Raw genomic sequence first — 22,610 nt, 5'->3', positions numbered from 1 at the left:
GAAGTGTTGTGGTCATGAGCGCACCGCCGGGAGGGCCAGCTCAGCGGATCTGCGGCCACGGCCGAGCCACCGCGCGAAGAGGTTTCCCGAGGCGAAGAGCCCGTGCGGTGCGATGAGCAGCACCGCGACGACGACGACGAACGGGAACCAGTCGGAAGCCTGCGAGTTGATGTAGGTGTTCGCGACGACCGAGAGCACGCCGAGCAGCACTCCCCCGCCCATCGCCGCCGCCGGCTTGTCGATGCCGCCGATCATGAGAGCGATGAAGCCGGCGATGCCGTAGGTATCGCCCAGATACGGGTTCGCAAACGTAATCGGGCCCACGAGCACGCCGGCGACCCCAGCGAGCAGTCCGCCGATCGCGAAGGCAATGACGGCATACGCGGTCGCATTCGCGCCGACCGCCGTGGCCATTTCGGGATCGCCCGAAATGGCCATACCGACCTTGCCGAACAGCGTGCGCGTGCGAAAAACCTCAAAGGCAACGAGCACCACAGCCGCGACGATGACGGCCAGCATCTCCTGCCATGTGGTCGACGTACCGAAGAGGCGGATGCTGTGGTGGTACAGAAGGGCAGGGAATGCCCTCGAGGTCGGCCCGAAGATCATCGCGGCAACCGACGCGAGAACAATGGCCACGCCAAGGGTACTGACCAGCCAGCCGAAGCCGGTACGGTCCACCTTGAGCACCGGCGCAACCGCGCCGTAGTAGATCGCGACGCCAAAGCCGGTAGACAAGGCGATGCCGGCAACGATCGAGAGCCACACCGGCACGCCGATTGCGCTCAATCCTGAGACGGTCATGATCGAGACCATCAGCAGCTGGCCGGTGGCGAAATTGATCACCTTGGTCACGTAGAAGACCACGGCGAACGCCATTGCGACGAGGCCGTACACGGCTCCTGTCGCCAGGCCGCTGAGCAAGACTTGCAGCATTCTTCTCCTCGAGTTCTCGTGTGCTGTGTTCGTGGTGGGGCGGTGCCGGGCGGTGACCCCGGTCGTCCGAGACAGACGACCGGGGTTCGCTTCCTAGTCGACCGCCACCCAGGCGTCGGATGCGGCGTCGTACCGAACAACGGTCAGCTGATCCGTCGTCAGCGTGGAATGCTGCTTCTCGGTGAACGTCAGACTGCCGGTCAGACCATCGAAGTTCGTGATCTTGTTCAACTGAGTGCGCAGAGACTCCGGCTCGGTCGACTTGCCCTCCTCGATCGCCTTCTTGAGGATGTAGACGGCGTCATAGGTGAGCTCGGCGAACGCGGTCGCGTCCACGCCGAACTTCTTCTTGTAGTCGTCACGGAACGTGGACAGACGCGCATTCGGGTTCATGTCCGTGGTGATCAGGGCGCAGATCATGCCGTCGCCTTGCTTCTTCGCGAGGCCCGAGAACGTGGTGTCAGAGCAGGTCTCGTCGTTGCCAAGAAAGGTGAAGTCGGCTCCCTCGGTCTGTGCCTCCTGCATGAAGGACGCCTGATCCTGCGGGGTTAGCCACACATCGACGCAGTCAGCGCCCGACTGCTTGATCTTGCGGATCTCAGCCTTCAAGCCAACGGTGGCGCCGGTGGACCAGTTCTCTGTGATCGACTCGTCAAGTGCCAGCTTCTTACCCGCAGCGTCGTACGCGAGCTTGATACCGGCGAGCCCGCCCATGCCGTAACCGCTGGGATCGTGCAGCACGGCGAGGCCGGTGCAGTTCTTCAGCGCGTACTCTCCCAGCTTCTCACCCCATGCGAAGGTGTTGAGGCTGGTACTCCATGCCCATGCGTACGGGTCAGCTTCGGGCCCGTTCGGATAGATCGACAAACCCGCATCGTCTACCGGGCCGAGTACGGGGAACTTCTTTTGATCCGCCAGCGCGGCGACCGTCGGCCCCTGGTCCGGCGATCCGAGGATCGCGACCGCGCCCTGGCTCTGCAGCTTGCTGAAGAGCTGAGACGCTTTGGTCGCATCCGCTCCGTCGTCGTAACCCTGGAACTTCAGCTTCTTGCCGAGAACCGTGCCGCTGCTGTTGATTTCGTCGATCGCGAGTTCGGCCCCGTTGAAGGCGGCCTGCCCTGTGGTGCCGTAAGCGCCGCTTGTTCCGGCGATGCCCCCCACGAGAATGGTGCCGCCGGAGCCGCCGGAGCCGCCGCTACCGACGCCTCCAGAGCATCCGGCGAGCGCGAGCGCGGTCAGGGCCGCGATTCCCGCAACTGTGATCTTCTTCATGGCCTTCACTTCCTTGTGTGTTGTGGTCGAGGTGTTGTGGTGTTACGGGGCGAGGTAGCCGCCATCGACGACCAGCGCCGTGCCGGTCACATAACTGGCTTCATCGCTCGCGAGGAACAGCACGGCGTACGCGGTCTCGATCGGGATCCCGGGCCGCTTGAGCACGGTTCCGGCGATGAGTGCCTCGTTGATCTCCGGCGCCTGGTGCTCGTTCATCGGCGAGAGGATGTAGCCGGGATGCAGTGAGTTGCAGCGGATGCCGTCGGTTCCGTGCGTCGCGGCGACGTTCTTGCTGATGTTGAGGATCGCGCCCTTGGCCGCCTGGTACGCGAACGAGTTCGGCACTCCTGCGAGGCCCCAGATCGACGAGACGTTGATGATCGAACCCGCCTGCTTTTCGATCATGTGCGGCAGGACCTCTCGCATCCCAAAGAAGATGCTCTTGAGGTCGACGTCGAGCACCCGATCGTATAGCTCGTTGCTCGTCTCGAGTATCGGCTCGTACAGGCAGATGCCGGCGTTGTTCACGAGAATGTCGATCTTGCCGTGGTCGGCGACGATCCTGTCGACGGTGGCCTTCCACTCGTCGTCCTTCGTGACGTCCAGCTTCACGAACTCGACGGTGCTGTTCTCGGTGTCGGCCGGGTCGAGGATATCGGCGGCGATGACAGCCTGTGCCCCCTCCCGGGTAAAGAGTTCCGCCATTTCCCGCCCCTGCCCGCGGGCCCCGCCGGTGATAAGAGCGACCTTGCCCTTGAGACGATCAACCATGGTGCTTCCTTTCGTTGTGACGATGAAGGTGAAAATGATGAGCGGGCTCAACCCGCCTTGGCATAACGGCGGGACAGCGTCGAGAGCCCGACGGCGACGATGAGGATCGCGCCGTTGAAGACGTCCTGGGCCCACGATGGAGCGCCGAAGATGCTGAGGCCGTTGAAGCCGACAGAGATGATGAGTACGCCGACCAACGTGCCGACGATGTGGAACTCGCCGTCGCGCAGGGTCGCTGAGCCGAGGAAGACAGCGGCGAAAGCGTCGAGCAGATAGCCGTCCGCGGCGGCGAGGGTTCCGCTGCCCAGCAGCGCCGAGAGCAGGATCCCGGTCAAGGCCGCGCAGACGCCCGCCGCACCGAAGGCGAAGATCTTGACGCGATCGACACGGATGCCGGAGAGCCGGGCCGCCTCGATGTTGCCGCCGACGGCCTGCATCTTCTGGCCGAGATCGGTCTTGTTCAGAATGAACCAGAGGATCGCGAGAACGAGCACCATGATGATGATCGGATTGGGAATGCCGAGCAGCGGCCGCCCGAGCGAGATGTTGTCGAACGACTGCGGGATGCCGGCGGCAATCGGGAACGCGCTGTAGGCGAATCCGAGCCCGGTCAGGATCGTGCCCACGCCCAGTGTGGCGATCACCGCGTTGATGCGCACCTTCGTCACGAGCACGCCGTTCGCTGTGCCGACGGCGGCCCCGATCATGAGCATGAGCAGCACTGCCGCGGCAACGGGCAGCCCGTTCAGCGCGATGAAGCCGACGACGAGCAGACCGGCGAAGCTTGCGGCGTATCCGATGCTGAGGTCGAATTCTCCGACCACCAGCGTCATCGTCAGCCCGGCCGCGATGATGGCCGTCAGCGAGCTCTGGCTCAGGATGTTCACGAAGTTGGTGATGTTGAAGAAGGCCTCGGGCGCTCTGACAGTAAAGAGGATGACCATGAGGGCCAAGCCGATCAACGTTCCGTAACGGGAGAGGATGAGCAGCAGAAGCCGGCTGACGCGTCGCTGATCGCGTGCGATGACGCCCGATCCGTTTGGCGTAGGAGACGGCTGGGGGGACGCTGCGGCGTTCGGGATCGTCGGACTCGTGCTCATCGGGTGCCTCCCTCGGCTTCGTGTACTGGGGCATAGCTGAGCTGGATGATCGCCTGTTCGGTGATCTCGTCTCCGACGGCTTCTCCGCTGACCTCCCCTTCGCGCAGAACGACTACGCGATCGCAGAGCATGGCCAGTTCTTCCACGTCGGAGGAGATGACGATCGTGCCGATGCCCCGTTCGGCCAGGTCTCTGATCGCCTGGTGGATCTCCTGGCGGGCGCCGATGTCGACACCACGTGACGGTTCGTCGAAGAAGACCACCTTGATGCCCGGTATCAGCCACCGGGCGATCAACGCCTTCTGCTGATTTCCCCCAGAGAGCCTGCCGACGGCCTGAGACGGCCCTGTGGTCTTGATCGACAGGGCACGGATCATCTCGAGCGTGCGCGTCTTCTGCTTCGCGGCGCTGAGGAACGGAAGTCCGGCGAGTGCCCTGAGATGTTCGAGCGCGGCGAGGCTCATGTTGAACTGCACCGACTTCTCGAGGATGAGGCCCTCTGAGCGCCGCTCCTCGGGGATCAGCGCGATCCCGGCCTTGACCGCATCCGCCACGCCCCGCGCCTTGAGTTCGGTGCCCTCGAGCAGGAAGGAGCCGGACTCCAGCTTGTCTGCGTGGAAGGCGAGCCGTGCGGTCTCCGTGCGGCCGGCGCCCACCAGGCCGCCCAGTCCGAGCACCTCCCCGGGAAAGAGCGTGAACGACACGTCCTTGACCATGGGAAGTCGACGCACATTGCGGGCCTCGAAGAGCGGAGTCGTGCGGTCGATCTCGGCACGCACCGAGCGAGCGGATGAGGGCACGGCACGACCGACGATGGCCTGAATCAGCCCCGCCTTGTCGAGTTCGCCTCGGTCGGCGCGTTTCGTCACGCGCCCATCGCGGAACACCGTGATGCGGTCCGAGAGGTCGAGCACCTCATCGAGCCGGTGCGACACGTAGAGAATGGCGACGCCGGACCGCGAGAGATCGCGGATGATCCTGAACAGCGCGTCGCTCTCCACCGCCGACAGCGAAGCGGTCGGCTCATCCATGACGACGAGGGATGCATTTCGCACCAGCGCTTTGCCGATCATCACGAGCCAGCGCTGTGCCACAGTGAGTTCGTCGACACGACGATTCAGCGGGAAGTCGACGCCGATACGCTCGGCGGCGGCGATCGCCATCGCCCGTGCCTGTCTCCACTGCGTGAAGCCGGCCTTTCGGGGCTTGGGCACCCCCAACAGGATGTTCTGGATGGCGTCGAAGTGGGGCACCAGGTTGAGTTCCTGATGGATGAACGCGAACCCGGCGTCCTCGGGAGTGTGCGGGTTACCGAGCGCGAGCGGTTCGCCATCCAGGCTCACGGTGCCCTCGTCCGGCGTGGTGATGCAGGCGAGGCATTTGATGAAGGTGGACTTGCCTGCGCCATTGGCACCAACGAGGCCGTGGACCTCTCCGCGGTGGATGTCGACATCCACCGCGGAGAGAGCGTTGGCGCCACCGAAATGCTTGCTCAGGCCCCTGACCTGCAACCAGGCCCCGCTGCGCTCCGACATATCGTGCCCTTCTGCCTGCAGTCGCTTGAGTTCGGTGGGATCGTGCCTAGGAGTTCAGCGCGTCGGGGTGATCGGCGAGGAACTGGTCGATGTTGGCCTTGGTGACCGTGATACCGGGCACGTTGTAGGTCTTCGCCTTCCACGACGAGCCGGCCTTGACGGAGCCGACAGCGGCCTTCATCATGTCCTTGCCCTCAGTCACACCGTCCTGCCAGACGACCTGCTCCAGGGTGCCGTCCTTGACGGCCTGCAGAGCCTGCGGGCCTCCGTTGATGGCGTAGACCTTGACGTCGGTGCGCCCCGACTGCTTCAGAGCGGCAATCGCACCCATGGCCGGCTCGTCCCACGATCCCCAGATCGCCAGGGGTCCGCTGCCTGCGGGGTGCTTGGCGAGCCATCCTGACGTGAACTTCGTGCCGTCCTCCACCTGACCGGGAATGGCAACCTCGTTTCGGGTCACCTGGAGGTCCGGCTCCTTCTTGACGGCCGCATCGAACGCGATCCCGCGGTAGTAGCAGAGAACGCCTGTGTGGTAGGTCAGAGCGAGCACGCTGCCCTTGTGGCCGAAGTCCTTGAGCAGATCCTGCACGGACTGCACACCCACGGCCTCAGCACTCGTGGTGGCCACGATGCCGTCGGTCAATTCCCCACCCCAGCTGACGACGGGGATGCCGGCCGAGCGAGCAGAGGACAGGCCGGACTGGAGCGAGGTGCTCAGGAACGCCATTACAGCGATCGCATCGACCTTCTGCGTGGTCGAGAACGTCGTCATGGCGGCATTCGCCTTGTCGACGCTGCCGTTGGTATCGGTGACGATGGTCTTCCAACCTTCGTCGGCGGCGACTTCCTTCATGCCTTTGATCACGGCGGCGTTGAGGGCGTCGGTGGCGACGAGCGCAACGATCCCGAGTGTCTTCGTGCCGTCGCTGCTTTGACCGGGGCTTGATGCGGCGGGTGAACTGCACGCGGTGAGAAGACTCATCGCGGCCACAAGCCCCACTACTGCTGTAACGATTCGCTTCATTGCAAATCCCTTCGAGGAATCGCGTCGGGGTTGTGGCGAAGCGGCACAACCTCGGCACTGAGGTGTCTTGGTGCGAGCATCCGAGCAGAACGACGGCGGCCTTCGTGGAGCACCTATCCTGACCGTTCAGATGACCGTATGATTGTCTGACAATCAAGCTCATTGTGCGGGGCGAAATGACCTTTGTCAAGCGCGGCGAAGCGTCGATCTTGGTTTGCGTCGGCACTTGCGCTTTTTTGTATGACGATCATATAGTCAGGCAAGCGGTTCCGCTAATGTTGTTCTGATCGATGGCGGAATCGCCCGATCGAATGTGTTGAGCAAACAAAGGAGTTGCACAATGAAGGCTTCAGCCGAGTCCAACGGCAGCGCCGTATCGGTCTGGTCAGTCAAGTACGGCGAGCGGGTCGTTCATAAGAGCGACGTGTTTCACGACTACGCCCAATACGGCGTGCCAGACGGCGATCTCGAGATGGACTACAACTTCTGGGTGATCCGCAGTCAGGGAAAGATCATCCTGCTCGACACCGGCTACGACATTCCGAAGCGTGACTGGCTCGGCGAGATCAGCGTCACACCGACTCCCGACGGCCTCGACATCCTCGGGATCGATCCTGCCGATGTGAGCATGGTCATCACCAGCCACTACCACTACGACCACATCGGCTACCTCGCGCTGTTCACGAACGCGCAGATCGTGTCGGCTCAGGCCGAGTACGACTACTGGATTTCCAAGTTGCGCGCAGATGACCTTGAAGGCGAGTTCTCGACCGAAGACGATCTGCAGCCGGTACTCGAGGCCGAGGCACAGGGGCGGCTCCGCCTGGTGACAGAGAAGACCGAGGTCTTCCCCGGCATCACGGTGTACCCGATCGGCGGGCATTGCCCGGGCGAGCTGCTGACGAAGGTCGAGACGGCCGGCGGCGGGCTCATTCTTACGGTCGACGCGGCGCACTTCTACGAGCAGATCGAGCACGAGTGGCCGTTCTTCGCGTTCACGGACCTCGACGAGATGAAGCGGGGACTCAGCTTCATCAATGAGCTCTCACGCACGACTGGCGCGACAATCGTGCCCGGACATGATGCTCGCGTTCGGGGCAGGTTCCCGGCAGCGGCCGGCGCAGCGGGCCAGATCGCAACGGTACTGGCGTGAACTCTCCGACAAACGGCGAATACCTCGTCACCATCGCGCGGCATGGAACTCGAGCGACGGTGCGCAGCGACGTTTTCCTGAACTACCCCGTGTACCGGCAGCCGGATGCGCCCCTGAACATGGACTATTTCGTGTGGGTGCTGCAGAACGATGAGCGCACAGTCGTCGTCGATACCGGCTATTCCGAGCACGGCGCCAAGGTGCGCGGACGAGACGTGCTCATTCCCGTGGCGGAGCTGCTGCAGAGGCTGGGCGTAGATGTGACCGCGGTCGCGACCGTGATCGTCACACACGCACACTACGATCACATCGGCAATCTTGACGCCTTCCCGGCAGCGCGATTCATCCTCTCCCGCAGGGAGTACGAGTTCTGGACCAGCCCGAACGCGCACAAAGCCCTCTTCCATCACTCGGTCGAGGACGACGAGCTCGAGACGTTGAAGCGCCTCGTCGAATCCGGTCGCGTGGACTTCTTCGACGACCAGACGCAGCCTGCCCCTGGCATCGAAGTGATCGAAGTCGGCGGCCACACACCGGGCCAGAGCGTCGTGAAGGTCGACACTGCGGAGGGCACGGTGCTGCTGGCAAGCGACGCTGTTCACTACTACGAGGAGATGACTGACGATATGCCGTTCAGCTCCGTCGCCGATCTTGTCGAGATGTACGACGCATTCGCTCGCCTCCGGAGCATGCTCGCCTCCGGCGAGATCGCTCACCTCGTCCCCGGCCACGATCCGACGACACTCGGTCGCTTCGCTCGAGCGCCGGGAGAGTTGGGGGCTTTCGCATCCATTATCGGCACGCCGACCTCCATGGGAACGGCCCGATCATGAGTGGACGCTTCGAGAACCGGGTTGCCATCGTTACGGGTTCGGGTAGCGGGCTAGGTCGTGCCTCAGCTTTTCGGCTTGCCCGCGAAGGCGCGAGCATCGTCGTCATTGATATCAACGCGGATGCGGCGCACGAGGTCGTCGATCAATTGCCGACGCCGTCGATCGCCGTCGAGGCAGACATTTCCGACGAGGCTGCAGTCGAAAGATACATGGCCGCCGCCGTGGACCGGTTCGGCCGTGTGGATCTCTATCACCTGAACGCGGGCGTGTTCGGCACGTTCGCTCCCTTACCTGACATTGACGTCTCGGAATTCGACCGCGTGCTCGCCGTGAATGTGCGTGGACAGTTCCTGGGACTACGGGCTGCCTTCCGGCAGTTCGCGGTTCAGCAGTCGACTGGTGCGATCGTGGTGACCGGCTCCATTGCCGGTCTCACCGGAAGCGCGGATCTCCTGCCGTATACAACGTCGAAACACGCCGTGCACGGGCTGGTGCACGGGGCGGGAGCCTACGGCGGGCCGCTGGGAATTCGTGTCAACTCTGTCGCTCCGGGGATCGTGCCGACCGAGCTCTTCGCGGCTGCTGCCAGCGCGACAGGCGGCAAGAACGACATGGAGAAGCGCGCATCCACAACGCCGCTACGTCGAGCAGGAACGCCTGAGGAAGTGGCGGGAGTCGTCGCGTTCCTGCTCAGCGAAGACGCTGCCTACATGACAGGGCAAATTGTTTCTGTGGATGGCGGCGCGACGATCGTCAACACAGTGCGGCCTGCCGCGGGAGCCGGAGCCTGGGACCCGGCAGCCACCGACAGGGTCATCTACGGATCGGATCGAAGGTAATGCAGCATGGGTGACAAGAGAATTGGATTCATCGGGCTCGGCAACATGGGCGGCCGGATGACCGGATGCATCGTGCGTGGCGGACGCGAGGTGCTCGGCTTCGACGCGAAGACCGACAACATTCAGGCAGTCGGCGCCACGCCGGCCGCCTCCGCCGCTGATGTGATCGAGAACAGTGACGTCGTCTTCCTGTCGCTGCCAGACAGCCGGGTAATTGAAGCTGTCGTCTACGGTGACAGCGGTCTGATCGCGCACTCGCGCCCCGGGCAGATCGTCGTCGATCTGAGTACCGCCGCACCGGCATCGACCCGCAGCATCCATGCCAAGTTCTTCGAGCGAGGCGCCAACTACCTCGACGCCGGCATTTCCGGTGGCGCAGCGGCAGCTGAGAAGGGCAACCTGACGCTCATGGTCGGCGGCAGCGAGCCTGCGCTTGATTCGATCAGAGAAGAGCTCGGGTACTTCGCCTCGAGCATCTTCTACATCGGACCGAGCGGCACGGGGCATATCACCAAACTGCTGAACAACTTTCTCAACGGTGTGGCTCTCGCAGCGACCGCCGAGGTCATGGTGGCCGCGAAGAAGGCCGACCTCGATCTCGAGACTGTACTCAAGGTATTCAACAAAAGTTCCGGCGTGAACTTCGCCACGTTGAATCGGTTTCCGAAGATCATTCACGGTGACTATCTCAAGGGCGGTCTAACGAACACGCTCATGCTCAAGGACATCACCCTCTACACAGAGCTGCTCGCGCAGCTTGGAGTGGCCAGCGTCACTTCCTCGGGACCGGTCGCGGCATTCGGCCTCGCCCGGGCGCTCGGCTATGCCGACGAAATCAGCAACACGGTGGTCGACGCGATCGGCGATATCTCGGGCGGCGTTCGGCTACACAACGACGACGACGACGACGACAAGGAGGATTCCCGATGATCATCACCCGTCCTGGCGATCAGGAAGGCGCAGCCGGCAACCGCCGTTCCAAGATGACCGGAACCGCATTCCCCTACGTGACCATGCCCGCAACAGACGGCGTGGTAATCAACACGGTCAACTTCACGCCGGGAGCACACACCTACTGGCATGAGCACGAGCGCGGACAGATCCTGCAAGTGCTGGCTGGCCGCGGTCTCGTCCAGAGCGAGGGAGGCCCCGTTGAGGTGGTCCGCGCTGGCGACACCGTCTGGTGCCCGCCTGGCGAACGCCACTGGCACGGAGCGTCGCCGGAGTCGTACATGGTGCACACGGCGATCTCGCTCGGCGCGACCAGTTGGGCCGATCCCGTGGACGACTCCGACTATCACGACCCCGAGGCAAGGGAAGAACAATGACCGATAAAAACGAGACGCATCGCGAGTCTCTGGAGAAGGGACTCGCGACGCGTCGGGCTGTGCTCGGGGACGAGCACGTCGATCGCTCAATGGCCAAGGTCACCGACTTCTCGAGGCCTATCCAGGAGCTGGTGACCGAGTACTGCTGGGGCGAAATCTGGAGCGGCGACGAGCTGCCCCGCCGCACCCGCAGCCTCATCAATCTCGCCATGCTCACCGCGCTCAACCGCAGCCATGAGCTCGGTGTCCACGTGCGTGGGGCGTTGAACAACGGAGTGACAGTGGCAGAGATCCAGGCCGTGCTGATGCAGACAGCGATCTACGTTGGAGTCCCTGCGGCGCTGGAGTCGTTCAGGGTCGCGGAGAAGGTCTTGAAGGATCTTGATGAGAATGCCTGACGGTTCCCTGACCATCGGCTTCATCGGGCTCGGCAACATGGGCGCGCCAATGACAGCCCGGCTGATCCAGGCCGGCCACCGCGTTCACGCGTATGACGTAAGCGAGACGGCGCGGGCGCATGCGGTCGACCTCGGTGCTGTTGAGGCGGCGACCCTTAGTGAAGCAGTGACGGATGCCGACGTCGTCATCCTCATGCTTCCAAACTCCGACATCGTCGATGCCGTGGCCGGCGACGACGCCTTCAGTCGGTCCCTCAAGGCGGGTGCGCTCGTCATCGACATGAGCTCGTCGGAGCCGCTGCGCACCAAGGCGCTCGCCGACGTGCTGGCCAGGGCCGGCATCCGCTTCATCGACGCCCCGGTATCGGGCGGCGTCACCGGGGCCGTGCGCGGAACACTCACGATCATGCTCGGTTGCCCGCCCGAGCTCCTGGAACGGGTCACGCCACTCCTCGAACTTCTCGGACGCCCCGTGCGGGTGGGTGATGTGGGGGCAGGACACGCGATCAAGGCGCTCAACAATCTGCTCTCCGCCACTCACCTGTGGATCACAAGCGAGGCGATGGTCGTCGGGCAGAAGTTCGGGATCGATCCCGAGGTGATGCTCTCCGTATTCAACAGTTCGAGCGGTCGAAGCGGCTCGACGGAAAACAAGTGGCCCAACTTCATCCTCACGCAGACCTATGCGTCAGGTTTCGGCCTGCGACTGATGCTCAAGGATATGAAGATCGCTGCGAACCTGGCCGATGAGCTCGGGGTGCCGAGCCAGCTTGGAGAGGACGCCATCAGGCATTGGAGTGCAGCCTCGGAAAGCCTGGAGCCGACGGCAGACCACACCGAAGTCGCACGCTGGATTCAACAGCGCGCCCATGACTCCACCCCAGAATGAGTAAGGGAGTCGATGTGTCGCCATCAGAGTTCACGGGTGACACCTGGTCGGTCGCGCCGATCGGGAGGATCGCCGCGCCGCTCCGCGAACAGGTGGTCGCCTCGCTGCGCGCCGCCATCTTTGACCTGAGCCTGAAGCCGGGTCAGCGGCTCGTTGAGCGTGAGCTGATCGAACGCCTCGGGGTCTCGCGCACGACGGTCCGCGAGGCGCTGCGCGACCTGATCTCGGATGGCCTGGTCACCGTCGTGCCACAGCGCGGCGCGATCGTCAGCATCCCCTCGGCAGAAGAAGCGGCAGACCTCTATGAGATTCGGGCAGTGCTCGAGTCCTTGCTCGTGCGTCACTTCGTCGATCGCGTTGACGACGACGACGTTGCCCGCTTGGTGGCGAGCGTCGACGAATACGACCACGTTGTTGCCACTAGCACCGATGTCCGGGAGATCCTTGCGGCCAAGGACCGGTTCTATGCCGTGCTGTTGGCGGGAGCTCAGAGCCCCACCCTTCAGCAACTGCTTGGCGGTCTCAAGGCTCGCGTGCACGTGCTACGGGCCACATCGCTAGCGGAGGACGGCCGCCCCCAACAGGTCGTGTCGGAGCTTAGAGCCATCGTCGAGGCGGTTTGTCAGCGAGACGGCGCGCTGGCCTCGCAGCTCTTCGCCGAACACGTGCGTCGCGCCAGCGCGACGGCGTTGCGGGCTCTCGAGCGCGGGCAGAATGCCGCCGCGCCAGCATGACTGAAGCATCGACAGAGTAGGGAGAACACCATGGAGTTCACTGCGCGCCAGCAGGAGATCAAAGACGAATTCATCCGCGTGCGCGGAACCTGGGGCGAAAGCTGGGAGGCGATTCTCACTCTGGACGCGGAATTCCTCGCCGCGTACCTCGGATTCTCCGCGGTGCCATGGCGCAAGAATCATCTCGATACCAAGACCAAGGAATTCATCTACATTGCCGTGGATGCCGCAGCAACGCACCTCTACGCACCGGGAGTCCGCCAGCACATCAAGGCGGCCCTCGCCGCGGGCGCGACCGCGCAGGAGGTCATGGAGGTACTCGAGTGCACGGCAACCCTCAGCATCCACGCCATGAATGTCGGTGTTCCCGTGCTCACGGAGATACTTGCCGAAAGAGGGATTCGCACAGAGCCGGCGGATCTCAACGAATACCAGGAGCGGTTGAAGGCCGATTTCACTCGAAATCGCGGCTACTGGAATCCCACCTGGGACGAAATGTTGGAGCTCGACCCAGAGCTCTTCGACGCCTACACGGAGTATTCATCGCATCCGTGGAAGAACGGCACGCTTGAGCCGAAGGTACGCGAGTTCATCTATATGGCGTTCGACACCTCCGCCACCCACCTCTACAAGGTCGGACTCAAACTGCACATTGAGAACGCGCTCGGCTACGGTGCGACCGTCGGCGAGATTCTCGAGGTGATGGAGATCGCAGCTGTGATCGGGATTCACTCGGTGACGTTGGCTGCACCGATCCTGATTGAGGAGCTTGCCGTGGCGAACGAGGAGCCGAACGAGTGACAGAAAGAGCCGAGAGATATCACCGGGCGCTTTCACAGGCGCCGACGCAACTGCTGCGGGGCGGCCGATGGATCGACGCTGAGGGCGGGGCAGCCTTCGACGTCGAAGACCCAAGTACGGCGGTGCCCATCGCGCGGGTGGCCGACGCATCAATAGCCGACGCGAGGGCGGCTCTGGATTCAGCCGTTGAGGCTCAGGCGCGATGGGCAGCGACAGCGCCTCGCGAACGCGGGGAGATTCTGCGGCGCAGCTTCGAGCTCATGACGCAGCGCAACGAAGATCTCGCGGTGCTCATGACTCTGGAAATGGGCAAACCGCTCGCTGAATCGCGCGCCGAGGTGGCATACGCTGCAGACTATTTCCGGTGGTTCTCGGAAGAGGCCGTGCGCGTGGACGGCACCTGGGCGACCGCGCCGGACGGCGGCTCCCGAATCCTCACCATGCGTCAGCCGGTTGGTCCGTGCCTGTTCGTCACGCCATGGAACTTTCCTCTCGCTATGGGCGCACGGAAGATCGGACCGGCGTTCGCGGCGGGCTGCACGGTCGTGGTCAAACCGGCGAAACAGACCCCGCTCTCTATGCTCGCCCTCGCGGCGATCCTGATGGAGGCGGGACTGCCCGCGGGCGTGCTCAATGTCGTGACGACATCGAAATCGAGCCTGGTGGTAAGTGACCTGCTTGCCGATCGCCGGCTGCGCAAGCTCTCGTTCACCGGGTCGACGGAAGTCGGGCAGTCCCTCGCTCGGCAAGCCGCAGACGGACTGCTGCGCGTCTCGCTCGAACTCGGCGGGAACGCGCCGCTCATCGTGTTCGACGACGCCGATGTCGATCGCGCGGTGGAACAGGCAGTGATTGCCAAGCTGCGTAACAACGGCGAGGCGTGTACGGCAGCAAACCGGCTGTACGTGCACGCATCGATCGCCGAGGAGTTCACCCGGAAACTGGTCGAGCGCGTATCCCTGACCACGGTGGGTCCTGGCGTTGATGACGGTGTGACTCTGGGTGCACTCATCGACCAGGCTGCGGTCGACAAGGTGGCTGAGCTTGTGGATGCCGCGGTCGCCGACGGCGCAACGGTTGCATACGCTAGCGAGGTACCGAGTGGCAACGGCTACTACAGCGCCGCCCGCGTACTGACCAACGTGCCGAAAACGTCTCGAATCGTGCGTGAGGAGATCTTCGGTCCTGTGGCGCCTATTGTCGTGTTCAACACAGAGGAAGAAGTGGTCGAGTGGGCGAACGCCAGCGATTTTGGCCTCGCCGGCTACGTGTTCACGACTGATTTGGGTCGTGCGGTACGCGTGTCAGAGGCGCTTGACGTCGGCATGATCGGACTCAATCGCGGCGTGTTGTCGAATCCCGCCGCACCGTTCGGCGGCGTGAAGGCGAGTGGCTACGGACGGGAGGGCGGCCACGAGGGCATCGATGAGTATCTGGAGCGCAAGTACCTCTCGATTCAGGTCAGCTGAGGCAACGCCGTTCTAATCCGGCTCGACCTCGCCGGACTTTCGTCGCGCCATTTCCCGCGCGAGCATAGGAACGGCTGTCGTTAGAGCGTGGATGCCAATGATCGATGAGATCTCCATGACCTCGAGCACCTGTGCGACGGTCGCACCGTGCGCAAGGGCATTTCGAATATGCAGCTTGGTCCCCGGTACATACAGGTGCGTCGCAGCGATGTCGTAGCTGATATAGATGAGCTCCTTCTCAGCGGGTGTGAGGGTTCCGGTTCGCCAAGGCACCGTCGAGAAATGCGTGTACGCCTCGAACATCTCGGGATCGAGTTCGAGCATCTCATCCCAGAAATCGTGCCAGTAGCCACGCAGCTCGGTGAACTCAGCCTTGAGATCCTCTTGGTAGTCGGTCAACGGTGTGGGCCCGGTTCGCCCGCGCTCCTCAAGGACCTCGACGAGCAGCGGGACCCCGATATTCATGGTGTGGATGCCGAGCGTCGCCGCCAGCTCGAGAACTTCGAGAATCTCTGCCGGAGTGGCGCCCAGATCCAGCGCCTTCTTGATGTGCGGAAGGATTCCTGGGAGATAGAGGTGAGTGGCCGCAGCGTTGATAGAGATGTAGCAGAGCTCGCGGAACTTGGCCGTGAGCTGCGACTTCTTGTGTGGAACCGCGTACATCTCCTGATAGGCGACGACGAACTCCGGGTCGATCTCGAGAACCGTATCCCACGGTTCACCCCACCAACCTCGTTCGGCAAGGAACGCGTCCTTGATCTCCTGTTGTCGCGACGTCAGCGCCACACCGGCCTCCTTTAGCCTCGCTCTTCCTCATATCATATGATCGTCATACAACTGCTGCAATCGCCGTCGTACCGGTCCTTCTGAGTGTGTGATCGTACAATTGGCTGACAATGCGAGGGGGTGGTGGCCGATGAAGACCGAGAACACGACATTGAGCGGCTGGGAAGTCGAGCCGATCGGGCGAGTGGCGGCGCCGCTGCGCGAACAGGTCATCGGGATGATGAGGGCGGCGATCCTCGACTTCCAGCTTCGACCCGGCCAGCGCCTTATTGAGCGCGAACTCATCGAGCGTTTCGGCGTGTCACGAACGACGATTCGAGAGGCACTGCGCGATCTTGCGTCAGAGGGCTTGGTCACGGTGGTGCCTCAGAAGGGAGCGATCGTTGCTGCACCCTCGCCGGAAGAGGCCGCCGATCTCTACGACGTGCGCGCGCACCTTGAATCACTCGCCGTCGAACGATTCGTCGACCGTGCGACCCCTGAGCAGGTGGCCCAACTGCGCATCGCGGTTGACGAGTTGTCGGCCATTTCCGAGGCGAGTCCGGAGGACACGCAAGGAATGCTGCGCGCCAAGGATGACTTCTACGCGACCCTCATCGAGGGCGCGGGCAGCGCGGTTCTCAGGCAGGTACTCGGTTCGCTGCAGGCTCGCGTACAGGTGCTTCGCGCGACATCGCTCAACTCCAGCGGACGGCCTGCGGAATCGGCGAGGGAACTCCGGGCGATCATGGACGCCATCGAGCAGTCAGACGCCGATGTTGCGGCGCGGCTGTGCGCGCAACATATCCAGAACGCGGCCGAGACGGCCCTGCATGCCCTCGTTGCTGAGGAGCAGGCCGGCTGAGCGCCGCTTTTGCTCGTCGCGGCGGCTCCGTTAGTCTATTCGTCCTTTGAATAGACTCCGTCGGGCCAACGGAGACGGGACCGCGGCCGGCTCGGGCGCCGCCCCGGCGGGGCGCATCCGCTCTCGTCTGAACGAAACCGACGGACATTCTGCTCGGAATCGGCATTCTGGGTCGCTGGCAGGTCACTTTCGACAGAAACACCGTCGTTTTCGTTCGGGCAGCGGGCAGGTGCGGCAGTGGCACGGGACGGGATGCGCCCCGCAGCGGCGCGGCAACAGCGGCACGGCACGGCACGGACGGCGCGGCACGACACGGGATGCCCCCGCAGCAGCCGCAGGCCTACGGGGTCGGGGTGGAGGTCGGCGGGGCCAGGGCCTGGCGTACCAGGGCGTGGATCTTGTCGTAGTCGGGGTCGGCGGGCACGATAGTGGGCGGGGTCAGCTCGAGCGTGGTCACGGGCTGGGTGCGCGTCTTCATGCCGAGGTCCACGAAATAGCCGAGCATCTGCTGGGGGATATCGGTCTTCACCACTTGAGTGCCGGCGCTCGCGATCGCCTGGAACTTCGACACGACGTTCACCGGGTTCGCCTGCTTCAGGATCGCGTCCTCGAGCTGGCGTTGGCGGTCCATGCGGTCGTAGTCGCCGCGCGCGCTGCCATGGCGGCTGCGCGCGTACCACTGGGCCGTGTAGCCGTTCATGTGCTGCTTGCCCGCCTCGATCCAGCCGACAACACCATTGAGGTTCTCGTCGCCGCCGATGGGCAGGCGCTGCTTCACGTCGATATCCACGCCGCCGAGCGCGTCGACCAGGTCGGCGAAGCCCTCCATGTCGATCAGCACGTAGAACTGAATTTTGATGCCGAGCGCGCCCTCCATGGCGTCGCGCATGGCCTCGATACCGGGCTCGCTGTTGTGCGCCTTGGCATTCGGGTAGAGCTTCGGCTTGTACAGCTCGACCTCGGTGTAAATGGAGTTGAGCTGGCACACGTCGACGTCACAGCGGTTCCTGTACCCGTACCCGTTCGGGTAGTCCGCAAGCATGGGCGAGCCGGCCGAGAACGGCGTGGGGTTCAGGTCGCGCGGCAGTCCGATCATGGTGGCCCGCCCCGTGTCGGCGTCGATGCTCACGACCGACATGCTGTCGGGGCGCAGGCCCTGACGGTCGGGCCCGGCGTCGCCGCCGAGCAGCATGATGTTGTAACGGCCGTCCACGGGCGCGACCGACGGACCCGCGGCGAAGATGTGGCCGAGGGCACCGCGCGCCGACGATGCCACGACCGCGCCGTAGCCGCCACCGACCGTCACGGCGGCGAGCACGAGCACCGAGAAGGCCGCGATGAGCGCACCGGAGGCCGCCGACGTGCGCACGAACCGCACCAGCCGCAGCGTGTCGAGCGTCAGCACGATCCAGATCGCCACATACACAATCAGTAGAATCTGCAGCACCCACAGGCCGAGCGTCGACGTGACGATCTCGTACACGGTGCTGTGCGAGACGAGGTAGAGAACGACGGCGGCGACCGCCAGCATCCACAGAACAAGGGTGGAGACCAGACCGAACCGGCCCAGCCGACGATTGCCCGCGAGCACCTGAGCCGACCCCGGGATGAGCACGTTGAGCACCACGAGCCACCAGCCCCGCCGCGACATGAACTGCGACGAGCCGGTATCCGGGTAGCGGATCGGGTTCGCGATCGTCATAGGCGAGACTGCAGTGCTTCGTTCTTCGTCTCGACGCTGTCAGCGAGCCCGGCCGCATAGTCGGCCAGCTTTGCGGTCAGGGCCGCATCCGCCGTCGCGAGGATCTTGACGGCGATGAGCCCCGCATTCTTCGCGCCACCGATCGACACCGTCGCGACCGGCACGCCCGCGGGCATCTGCACGATCGAGAGAAGCGAGTCGAGGCCGTCGAGCCGGCTGAGCGGCACCGGCACACCCACGACGGGCAGGGTCGTCACGGCGGCGAGCATGCCCGGCAGGTGGGCTGCTCCCCCGGCCCCGGCGATGATGACACGGATGCCGCGCCCCGCCGCCGTCTTGCCGTACGCGATCATCTTCTCGGGCGTGCGGTGCGCGGAGACCACCTGCACCTCGTGCGGAATGCCGAACTCGCCGAGCAGCTCCGCGGCTGCGCTCATGACGTTCCAGTCGGAATCCGACCCCATCACGACGGCGACGAGCGGCTCGGAGGCAGACGGGTTGGGCATGCGCACCATGCTAGAGCTCAGTTCTCAAAGAACGCCGCTGCGCCACGCGCCTCTGCCAGCACCTTTGCAAGATCGGCGCCGACGGCGGTGACGTGCCCCACCTTGCGGCCGGGGCGCGGCGCCTTGCCGTACGCGTGGATCTTGACCGACGGGTACGCGTCGAGCACCGCCGAGTAGCGGTCCTGCAGGCTGCCCTCGGCCGGTCCGCCCAGAATGTTGACCATGACCGACCACGGCGCGCGAGCCTCGGTGCTGCCGAGCGGCAGGTCGAGCACCGCGCGCAGGTGCTGCTCGAACTGGCTCGTGATCGCGCCATCGATGCTCCAGTGGCCACTGTTGTGCGGCCGCATGGCAAGCTCATTGACGAGAATGCGGCCATCCGTCGTCTCGAAGAGCTCGACCGCGAGCACCCCCGTCACCCCCAGACCGGATGCGATTGCTCGCGCAATCTCGCCCGCCGCGTTCGCGACGTGGCCGGCTGCCTCGGGCGCCGGGGCGATGACCTCGGCGCAGACGCCGCCCTTCTGGACGGTCTCGACGACGGGCCACGCGGCGATCTGGCCGGAGGGACGGCGGGCCACGAGCTGTGCGAGCTCGCGGCGGAAGTCGACGAGCTCCTCGACGAGGAGGGCATCCGGTGTCGTGCCGGCGGTGGGTGTCGTGCCGGCGGTGGGTGTCGTGCCGGCGTCGGCGAGCGCGCTGAACCAGTCGTCGGCCTCGTGCGCGTCGCGGACCACCCGCACGCCCTTGCCGTCGTAGCCGCCTCGCGCCGTCTTCACGACCGCGCGCCCGCCGTGTGCGGCGAGGAAGGCACCGAGCTCGTCGGCGTTGCGCACCGCCGCCCAGTCGGGCACGGGGAGCCCCAGCTCGGTGAGGCGAGAGCGCATCTGCAGCTTGTCCTGTGCGTAAAGCAGCGCATCCGGCCCGGGGTGAACCGCAACGCCGCGTGCCACGAGCTCGCGCAGAACCGCCTGCGGAACATGCTCGTGGTCGAAGGTGATGGCGTCGACCGTCTCGGCGAAGGTGAGCACCGTCTCGAGGTCGCGGTAGTCGCCGACGGCGGTGGCGGCCAGCTCGGCCGACATTCCCGGCGCCTCCTCGAGCACACGGATCGTGAGGCCCAGGTTCACCGCCGCGGGAATCATCATGCGGGCCAGTTGTCCGCCCCCGATCACGCCGATCGTCTCTCGCATCTCGCGGGTGTCTCCTTAGCTACTCGGGGTGGGTGCGCTGCCAGCTGCCGGTGATACCGCCGCCCGGGGTAGTCGCAGCATCTGCCTGTCAAACTCACAGTCGGCCCGCGGTGCGGGTAAGTAGGCTCTAATCCGCATCCATCTTCGCGCATGAAACGCGCACAACCGTTACGGGAACATGACCGAACAGCAGACTGAAGCCCCTCGGGGCGCTCGCCTCGTGCCGCAGCTGCTCAAGTTCGGTGCCGTCGGCGGCGTGGGATTCTTCGTGAATCTCGTCGTGTTCAACGGTCTCCTGCTCACGGTGCTGCGGCCCGCTGCAGTTCACCATGGCCCCCTCTATGCGACCATCATCGCCACCGTCGTCGCCATCGCGACGAACTGGCTCGGCAACCGCTACTGGGCGTTCTCGGCGTCGAGGCAGGCCCACACCGGTCGCGAAGCCGCGGAGTTCTTCGCCGTGAGCCTGGCGGGCATGGGGATCCCCCTGCTGTGCCTGTGGCTCTCGCACTACGTGTTCGGGTTCACCTCGCTGCTCGCCGACAACATCGCCAACAACGTCGTCGGCCTTGCGCTCGGAACGGTGTTTCGGTTCGCGTTGTATCGCTGGTGGGTGTTCGCGCCCGCGCGGAGCGCCGGCGGCCGCGCGTCGCGCGCGGGCGCCGCATCCGTGCCTGAAGCCGCATCCGTGCCTGAGGCGTCTCTCGGGGCGGCCGATGTCGCCGTGCTCGGGCCTCGATACGCGCCCGGCGGCGCTACTCGACAATCGGAACTACCGGGCGCCCCAGACTGAGGTGATGTCGCCGGCGGCGCTCTCCTCCTGCTGGCGGCGCGAGGCGATGACGTTCTGGCTGCTCTCGGCGAGGTCGTGCAGCGCGCTCTGCACCTGATCGGCGCGCGGAACGTCGGCGAGCACGACGGGCGTTTCGAGCCCCGAGTTGATGCGAATGTCGCCGGAACGGAACGCACTCTGCAGCCAGGTGCGGCGCAACGTGATGTCGTAACCGCGGCTGTGCAGAAGTTCTTGGCGGATGCGCACGAAGAATCCGCGGTGCACGATGATGCGGCGGGTCGTGATGACGTAGCGGCGGCTGAGCCAGAAGCAGAGCGGGAGCACGCAGAGCAGGAAGACGACGATCGCGGCGACGACGAAGACCAGCACGTTCTCCCAGACCAGGGGGAACGATCCGCCGAAGTAGCCGACCGACCCGCACACCGCGAGCAGCAGGATCGCGGGCCAGAAGAGGGCGCGCGCGTTGGGGCGCAGGCGGGCGATGACGCGTTCGGCGGGGGCGGGGCGGGTGCTGGCCGGCGCGCTATTGGGGTTGCTTAGGCTGCCATGGTTGCCGCCCTCGCTGTGATTGCTGGCGCTGGCGCTGCCGCGGTCGTCGCGCGCGCTGCCGCGGCGGGGTTCGCCCCTGCCGCGGCGGTCGTCGCGCTCGCGTTTGGCCATGTCCAATTAATACCTCAGGTGTGTGATATCGCCGGCCGCGACAGCCTCGAGCGAGGTTTCGGTCGCGACAATGAGCCGCCCGGCGTCGTCGATGCCCGTGGCGGTGCCCGTGAGCCGGGATCCGTCGGGCAGCTCGACCCGCACCGCCTGGCCGATCGTGCCGCAGCGGGCAACGACGGCGTCACGCAGCGCCGTGGCGACAGCAGTGGGCGTCGTCGGCGCATCGCCGCCGGAGCGCGCGCTCTCCGCCTGCGGGACCGTCGCGTCCCCGCCGGACCGCGCACTCTCCGCCTGCGGGACCGTCGCGTCCCCGCCCGCCTGCCGGAACGCCTCGGCGAGCGCCGCCAGCTCTCGAAGGTATGCCGCGAGAACCTCGTCGGCGCTGGCGCTCTCGGCTCCCTCGAGCAGAAGGGAGGTCGACGTCGACGTCGGCAGATCCCGCTCGTTGAGCGTCAGGTTCAGCCCCGCCCCCACGATCACGCCGGTCGCGCCGGGCAGCAGCTCGCACAGAATCCCGCACACCTTCCGCCCTCGGATCAGCACGTCGTTCGGCCATTTCAGGCTCACCGTGTCGGGCTGCGGCACGAACGACGCCACCGCGCGCGTCATCGCCAGCCCGGCGAGCAGGGGAACCCAGCCGAGTGCATCCAGCGGCAGCGGGTGCGAATGCTGCTGCGGATGCGAATGCGGTAGCGGATGCGGTAGCGGATGCGGTAGCGGATGCGGTAGCGGATGCACGTTGGCGTCCCCGCCCGTCCCACCCCCACCCGCACCGACCTCTGTCGCACCGCCACTCGTTCGCAGCAGCACGGAGATCGCAAGCGACTTCCCCGCCGGTGCGACCCACACCCGCCCGAGCCGGCCCCTGCCGCCGGTCTGGTCACCGGTGACGATGACCGACAGATCGGGCCAGCCTGCGGCATCCGCGCCGGTGGCCTTGAGCATGAGCTCGTCGTTGGTGGACCCTGCGCTCTCGAGCGCGACGAGGCGCGAGGCGATGCGGGCGCTGCGGGAAAACTCCATGCCCTCAGTCTGCCGCCTCGC

Annotated in this window: 24 protein-coding genes; 12 read left to right on the top strand and 12 right to left on the bottom strand. The window is 64.9% G+C overall.

Annotated features, from left to right (window positions below; genetic code table 11):
* Positions 1-12: 12 nt before the first annotated feature.
* From OSC27_RS01850 to OSC27_RS01825, 6 genes are all read right to left on the bottom strand, one after another.
* Positions 13-936: a branched-chain amino acid ABC transporter permease gene (locus OSC27_RS01850; RefSeq protein ID WP_267179709.1), complete on the bottom strand. Its 924-nt coding sequence runs from the start codon at positions 934-936 to the stop codon at positions 13-15.
* Positions 937-1,029: 93 nt separating this feature from the next.
* A complete protein-coding gene (locus tag OSC27_RS01845; RefSeq protein WP_267179708.1) occupies positions 1,030-2,208 on the bottom strand; it encodes an ABC transporter substrate-binding protein in 1,179 nt (392 codons plus the stop codon).
* A 42-nt stretch (positions 2,209-2,250) separates the two neighbouring features.
* Entirely contained in the window at positions 2,251-2,979 is a 729-nt protein-coding gene (locus OSC27_RS01840) for an SDR family NAD(P)-dependent oxidoreductase (RefSeq protein WP_267179707.1), read from the bottom strand.
* A 47-nt stretch (positions 2,980-3,026) separates the two neighbouring features.
* A complete protein-coding gene (locus OSC27_RS01835; RefSeq protein WP_267179706.1) occupies positions 3,027-4,079 on the bottom strand; it encodes an ABC transporter permease in 1,053 nt (350 codons plus the stop codon).
* On the bottom strand, positions 4,076-5,614 hold the full coding sequence (locus OSC27_RS01830) for a sugar ABC transporter ATP-binding protein (protein ID WP_267179705.1): 1,539 nt from the start codon (positions 5,612-5,614) through the stop codon (positions 4,076-4,078). Before OSC27_RS01830 ends, OSC27_RS01835 begins: the two co-directional genes overlap by 4 nt.
* 46 nt (positions 5,615-5,660) lie before the next feature.
* Positions 5,661-6,638, bottom strand: a complete 978-nt coding sequence (locus OSC27_RS01825) for a sugar ABC transporter substrate-binding protein (protein ID WP_267179704.1) — start codon at positions 6,636-6,638, stop codon at positions 5,661-5,663.
* A 340-nt stretch (positions 6,639-6,978) separates the two neighbouring features.
* Between OSC27_RS01825 and OSC27_RS01820 the strand changes: the two genes are divergently transcribed.
* From OSC27_RS01820 to OSC27_RS01775, 10 genes are all read left to right on the top strand, one after another.
* Positions 6,979-7,791 carry an N-acyl homoserine lactonase family protein gene (locus OSC27_RS01820; protein ID WP_267179703.1) on the top strand — a complete coding sequence of 271 codons (813 nt, stop codon included), beginning with the start codon at positions 6,979-6,981 and terminating at the stop codon, positions 7,789-7,791.
* Positions 7,788-8,624, top strand: a complete 837-nt coding sequence (locus OSC27_RS01815) for an N-acyl homoserine lactonase family protein (protein WP_267179702.1) — start codon at positions 7,788-7,790, stop codon at positions 8,622-8,624. The genes OSC27_RS01820 and OSC27_RS01815 overlap by 4 nt, the downstream gene beginning before the upstream one ends.
* The gene (locus OSC27_RS01810) at positions 8,621-9,463 is read left to right on the top strand and encodes an SDR family NAD(P)-dependent oxidoreductase (RefSeq protein ID WP_267179701.1); all 843 of its coding nucleotides are present in this window, start codon (positions 8,621-8,623) and stop codon (positions 9,461-9,463) included. The genes OSC27_RS01815 and OSC27_RS01810 overlap by 4 nt, the downstream gene beginning before the upstream one ends.
* Before the next feature lie 6 nt (positions 9,464-9,469).
* Entirely contained in the window at positions 9,470-10,393 is a 924-nt protein-coding gene (locus tag OSC27_RS01805) for an NAD(P)-dependent oxidoreductase (protein ID WP_267179700.1), read from the top strand.
* The gene (locus OSC27_RS01800; RefSeq protein WP_267179699.1) at positions 10,390-10,791 is read left to right on the top strand and encodes a cupin domain-containing protein; all 402 of its coding nucleotides are present in this window, start codon (positions 10,390-10,392) and stop codon (positions 10,789-10,791) included. The genes OSC27_RS01805 and OSC27_RS01800 overlap by 4 nt, the downstream gene beginning before the upstream one ends.
* Complete coding sequence (gene pcaC / locus OSC27_RS01795) at positions 10,788-11,189, top strand: 4-carboxymuconolactone decarboxylase (protein ID WP_267179698.1); 402 nt, start codon at positions 10,788-10,790, stop codon at positions 11,187-11,189. Before OSC27_RS01800 ends, pcaC begins: the two co-directional genes overlap by 4 nt.
* Complete coding sequence (locus tag OSC27_RS01790; protein ID WP_267179697.1) at positions 11,182-12,078, top strand: NAD(P)-dependent oxidoreductase; 897 nt, start codon at positions 11,182-11,184, stop codon at positions 12,076-12,078. The genes pcaC and OSC27_RS01790 overlap by 8 nt, the downstream gene beginning before the upstream one ends.
* Before the next feature lie 92 nt (positions 12,079-12,170).
* Entirely contained in the window at positions 12,171-12,812 is a 642-nt protein-coding gene (locus OSC27_RS01785) for a GntR family transcriptional regulator (RefSeq protein ID WP_267179696.1), read from the top strand.
* Positions 12,813-12,842: 30 nt separating this feature from the next.
* A complete protein-coding gene (locus OSC27_RS01780) occupies positions 12,843-13,613 on the top strand; it encodes a carboxymuconolactone decarboxylase family protein (RefSeq protein ID WP_267179695.1) in 771 nt (256 codons plus the stop codon).
* Complete coding sequence (locus tag OSC27_RS01775) at positions 13,610-15,082, top strand: NAD-dependent succinate-semialdehyde dehydrogenase (protein ID WP_323373878.1); 1,473 nt, start codon at positions 13,610-13,612, stop codon at positions 15,080-15,082. The genes OSC27_RS01780 and OSC27_RS01775 overlap by 4 nt, the downstream gene beginning before the upstream one ends.
* Positions 15,083-15,094: 12 nt before the next feature.
* On the opposite strand, the gene OSC27_RS01770 is transcribed toward OSC27_RS01775, so the two are convergent.
* Positions 15,095-15,868: a carboxymuconolactone decarboxylase family protein gene (locus OSC27_RS01770; protein ID WP_267179694.1), complete on the bottom strand. Its 774-nt coding sequence runs from the start codon at positions 15,866-15,868 to the stop codon at positions 15,095-15,097.
* Between the two features lie 130 nt (positions 15,869-15,998).
* Between OSC27_RS01770 and OSC27_RS01765 the strand changes: the two genes are divergently transcribed.
* Complete coding sequence (locus tag OSC27_RS01765; protein WP_267179693.1) at positions 15,999-16,712, top strand: GntR family transcriptional regulator; 714 nt, start codon at positions 15,999-16,001, stop codon at positions 16,710-16,712.
* A 340-nt stretch (positions 16,713-17,052) separates the two neighbouring features.
* On the opposite strand, the gene OSC27_RS01760 is transcribed toward OSC27_RS01765, so the two are convergent.
* From OSC27_RS01760 to OSC27_RS01750, 3 genes are read right to left on the bottom strand one after another with little or no spacing between them, the layout of a single operon-like run.
* Positions 17,053-18,414 (bottom strand): LCP family protein, encoded by a 1,362-nt coding sequence (locus OSC27_RS01760; RefSeq protein ID WP_267179692.1) that lies wholly within the window; start codon positions 18,412-18,414, stop codon positions 17,053-17,055.
* Positions 18,411-18,920 (bottom strand): 5-(carboxyamino)imidazole ribonucleotide mutase, encoded by a 510-nt coding sequence (gene purE, locus OSC27_RS01755; RefSeq protein ID WP_267179691.1) that lies wholly within the window; start codon positions 18,918-18,920, stop codon positions 18,411-18,413. The genes OSC27_RS01760 and purE overlap by 4 nt, the downstream gene beginning before the upstream one ends.
* A 17-nt stretch (positions 18,921-18,937) precedes the next feature.
* Positions 18,938-20,113, bottom strand: coding sequence for a 5-(carboxyamino)imidazole ribonucleotide synthase (locus OSC27_RS01750; RefSeq protein ID WP_267179690.1), 1,176 nt, complete (start codon positions 20,111-20,113; stop codon positions 18,938-18,940).
* Positions 20,114-20,291: 178 nt separating this feature from the next.
* Here OSC27_RS01750 and OSC27_RS01745 point away from each other — a divergent pair, with 178 nt between their 5' ends.
* Positions 20,292-20,906 (top strand): GtrA family protein, encoded by a 615-nt coding sequence (locus OSC27_RS01745; protein ID WP_267179689.1) that lies wholly within the window; start codon positions 20,292-20,294, stop codon positions 20,904-20,906.
* On the opposite strand, the gene OSC27_RS01740 is transcribed toward OSC27_RS01745, so the two are convergent.
* Together OSC27_RS01740 and OSC27_RS01735 are read right to left on the bottom strand one after the other, a co-directional pair.
* The gene (locus OSC27_RS01740; RefSeq protein WP_267179688.1) at positions 20,886-21,566 is read right to left on the bottom strand and encodes a PH domain-containing protein; all 681 of its coding nucleotides are present in this window, start codon (positions 21,564-21,566) and stop codon (positions 20,886-20,888) included. The genes OSC27_RS01745 and OSC27_RS01740 overlap by 21 nt on opposite strands.
* A 6-nt stretch (positions 21,567-21,572) precedes the next feature.
* Complete coding sequence (locus OSC27_RS01735) at positions 21,573-22,589, bottom strand: biotin--[acetyl-CoA-carboxylase] ligase (protein ID WP_267179687.1); 1,017 nt, start codon at positions 22,587-22,589, stop codon at positions 21,573-21,575.
* Between the last annotated feature and the right edge of the window lie 21 nt (positions 22,590-22,610).

Source organism: Microbacterium sp. STN6, from assembly GCF_026410545.1.
GTDB lineage: Bacteria > Actinomycetota > Actinomycetes > Actinomycetales > Microbacteriaceae > Root112D2.
The sequence above is the reverse complement of the archived record's forward strand: the minus strand, read 5'-3'. Positions and strand labels throughout refer to the sequence as shown.

Coding starts and splice junctions, on each gene's coding strand:
- OSC27_RS01850 (WP_267179709.1), bottom strand. CDS start 936: ATGCTGCAAGTCTTGCTCAGCGGCCTGGCGACAGGAGCCGTGTACGGC.
- OSC27_RS01845 (WP_267179708.1), bottom strand. CDS start 2,208: ATGAAGAAGATCACAGTTGCGGGAATCGCGGCCCTGACCGCGCTCGCG.
- OSC27_RS01840 (WP_267179707.1), bottom strand. CDS start 2,979: ATGGTTGATCGTCTCAAGGGCAAGGTCGCTCTTATCACCGGCGGGGCC.
- OSC27_RS01835 (WP_267179706.1), bottom strand. CDS start 4,079: ATGAGCACGAGTCCGACGATCCCGAACGCCGCAGCGTCCCCCCAGCCG.
- OSC27_RS01830 (WP_267179705.1), bottom strand. CDS start 5,614: ATGTCGGAGCGCAGCGGGGCCTGGTTGCAGGTCAGGGGCCTGAGCAAG.
- OSC27_RS01825 (WP_267179704.1), bottom strand. CDS start 6,638: ATGAAGCGAATCGTTACAGCAGTAGTGGGGCTTGTGGCCGCGATGAGT.
- OSC27_RS01820 (WP_267179703.1), top strand. CDS start 6,979: ATGAAGGCTTCAGCCGAGTCCAACGGCAGCGCCGTATCGGTCTGGTCA.
- OSC27_RS01810 (WP_267179701.1), top strand. CDS start 8,621: ATGAGTGGACGCTTCGAGAACCGGGTTGCCATCGTTACGGGTTCGGGT.
- OSC27_RS01805 (WP_267179700.1), top strand. CDS start 9,470: ATGGGTGACAAGAGAATTGGATTCATCGGGCTCGGCAACATGGGCGGC.
- OSC27_RS01800 (WP_267179699.1), top strand. CDS start 10,390: ATGATCATCACCCGTCCTGGCGATCAGGAAGGCGCAGCCGGCAACCGC.
- pcaC (WP_267179698.1), top strand. CDS start 10,788: ATGACCGATAAAAACGAGACGCATCGCGAGTCTCTGGAGAAGGGACTC.
- OSC27_RS01790 (WP_267179697.1), top strand. CDS start 11,182: ATGCCTGACGGTTCCCTGACCATCGGCTTCATCGGGCTCGGCAACATG.
- OSC27_RS01780 (WP_267179695.1), top strand. CDS start 12,843: ATGGAGTTCACTGCGCGCCAGCAGGAGATCAAAGACGAATTCATCCGC.
- OSC27_RS01765 (WP_267179693.1), top strand. CDS start 15,999: ATGAAGACCGAGAACACGACATTGAGCGGCTGGGAAGTCGAGCCGATC.
- OSC27_RS01760 (WP_267179692.1), bottom strand. CDS start 18,414: ATGACGATCGCGAACCCGATCCGCTACCCGGATACCGGCTCGTCGCAG.
- purE (WP_267179691.1), bottom strand. CDS start 18,920: ATGCCCAACCCGTCTGCCTCCGAGCCGCTCGTCGCCGTCGTGATGGGG.
- OSC27_RS01750 (WP_267179690.1), bottom strand. CDS start 20,113: ATGCGAGAGACGATCGGCGTGATCGGGGGCGGACAACTGGCCCGCATG.
- OSC27_RS01745 (WP_267179689.1), top strand. CDS start 20,292: ATGACCGAACAGCAGACTGAAGCCCCTCGGGGCGCTCGCCTCGTGCCG.
- OSC27_RS01740 (WP_267179688.1), bottom strand. CDS start 21,566: ATGGCCAAACGCGAGCGCGACGACCGCCGCGGCAGGGGCGAACCCCGC.
- OSC27_RS01735 (WP_267179687.1), bottom strand. CDS start 22,589: ATGGAGTTTTCCCGCAGCGCCCGCATCGCCTCGCGCCTCGTCGCGCTC.